At 65.9% G+C, this 1,425-nt stretch carries 1 protein-coding gene; it reads right to left on the bottom strand.

Annotated features, from left to right (window positions below):
* Positions 1-67: 67 nt before the first annotated feature.
* Positions 68-1,267, bottom strand: coding sequence for an IS256 family transposase (locus tag FBZ93_RS40370; RefSeq protein WP_146993227.1), 1,200 nt, complete (start codon positions 1,265-1,267; stop codon positions 68-70).
* Positions 1,268-1,425 lie beyond the last annotated feature (158 nt).

Here is a 1,425-nt window from a genome sequence, read left to right as displayed (position 1 = left end):
GATCGTGTCCCCTAGCGTGGTGTAGGTGGCGGCGGGTCACCGCGTTCGCCGGCGAGAGCCGGGCTGGTCAGCTGGCGATCGCCGGAAGGCTGACGGTGGGATCATCGCTCAACGGCGCGATGGTTTCCAGCGTCATGTAGCGGGCACGCTGGACAGCCCATTCGTCGTTTTGCTCGAGCAGGATCGCTCCGATGAGGCGGACGATGGCTTCTTCATTGGGGAAGATGCCGACGACCTCGGTGCGGCGCTTGATCTCGCCGTTGAGGCGCTCGATCGGGTTTGTCGAGTGCAGCTTCGTCCGGTGTTGCGGCGGGAACGCCATATAAGCGAGCACATCGGTCTCGGCCTCGTCGAGGAAGCCGGCGAGCTTGGGCAGCTTGGGGCGGAGCTGGTCGGCAACCTTGCGCCACTGCGTCTTGGCAGCCTCGGCATCGTCCTGGGCAAAGGCGGTGGCGATGAAGGCGGAGACGACGCGCCGCCCGCTCTTGCCGGCATGGGCCAGCGCGTTGCGCATGAAGTGCACGCGGCAGCGTTGCCAAGTGGCGTTGAGCACCTTGGCGACGGTGGCCTTGATGCCCTCGTGGGCATCGGAAACGACCAGCTTGACGCCGCGCAGGCCACGGCGGGCGAGCTTGCGCAGGAACGCCGTCCAGAACGTCTCGGCTTCGGAGGGGCCGACGTCCATGCCGAGCACTTCGCGCCGGCCGTCGCTGTTGACGCCGACCGCGACAATCACCGCGACCGACACGATGCGGCCATTCTGGCGCACCTTCACGTAGGTGGCATCGATCCACAGATACGGCCAGTCGCCTTCGATCGGACGGGCGAGGAACGCCTTCACCTTGTCGTCGATCTCGGCGCAGAGTCGGCTCACCTGGCTCTTGGAGATGCCGCTCATCCCCATCGCCTGCACCAGGTCATCGACTGAGCGGGTCGAGACGCCCTGCACATAGGCTTCCTGAACCACGGCAGTGAGCGCCTTCTCGGCCATCCGGCGCGGCTCCAGGAAGCCCGGGAAGTAGGACCCTTTACGCAGCTTGGGAATGCGCAGTTCGACCGCGCCGGCGCGGGTCTCCCAGATCCGGTCGCGGTAACCGTTGCGCTGCGCCAGACGCTCGGGATTCTTCTCGCCGTAAGCCGCTCCGGTCTGGCCTTCGACTTCCAGCTCCATCAGCCTTTGGGCGGCAAAGCCAATCATCTCGCGCAACAGATCGGCATCGGGGGTCTTCTCCACGAGCGTGCGCAGGTTCATCATATCGTCGGTCATCGGTGGTTCCTCGGTTGCGTTGGCGTGTCGCAACCCGATCCTACCGGAGAACTGCCGGTGACCACCGCAAAGCCGCCCGCCCGCTACGGCGCTATTTGGGGGCGCGCGTCCGGGCGGCTTTGCTCTACCGAGCTACACCACTTCCGAGGACACGACCC

It is taken from the genome of Bradyrhizobium macuxiense (assembly GCF_007993935.1).
GTDB lineage: Bacteria > Pseudomonadota > Alphaproteobacteria > Rhizobiales > Xanthobacteraceae > Bradyrhizobium > Bradyrhizobium macuxiense_A.
This window is presented reverse-complemented; position numbering and strand designations above follow the sequence as displayed.

Bases quoted from the DNA above. Each gene is read 5' to 3' on its own strand.
- FBZ93_RS40370 (WP_146993227.1), bottom strand. From the start codon at position 1,267: ATGACCGACGATATGATGAACCTGCGCACGCTCGTGGAGAAGACCCCC.